Here is a 240-nt window from a genome sequence, read left to right as displayed (position 1 = left end):
AGCAGCAGGCCGCGAGCCTCGAGGAGACCGCCGCCTCGGTCGGCCAGACCGTCGCCCTCACCCGCCAGTCGGCCGACAACGCCGTCGCCGCGCGCTCGGCGATCGCCCAGACCCACCAGCGCGCGACCGAAGGCGGCGCCGTGGTCGGCAAGGCGGTCGCGGCGATGGGCGCGATCGAGCAGTCCGCGCGCGAGATCACCCAGATCATCGACGTCATCGACGGGATCGCCTTCCAGACCA

Annotated in this window: 1 protein-coding gene; it reads left to right on the top strand. The window is 73.3% G+C overall.

The genetic code is table 11. From position 1 onward, the window contains the following. Positions 1-240 (top strand): methyl-accepting chemotaxis protein (locus tag AX708_RS20775; RefSeq protein ID WP_233999613.1); only part of this gene is annotated, 240 nt, incomplete at both ends.

Origin of the sequence: Erythrobacter sp. CCH5-A1, from assembly GCF_001557115.1 — a bacterium.
GTDB lineage: Bacteria > Pseudomonadota > Alphaproteobacteria > Sphingomonadales > Sphingomonadaceae > Erythrobacter.
This window is presented reverse-complemented; position numbering and strand designations above follow the sequence as displayed.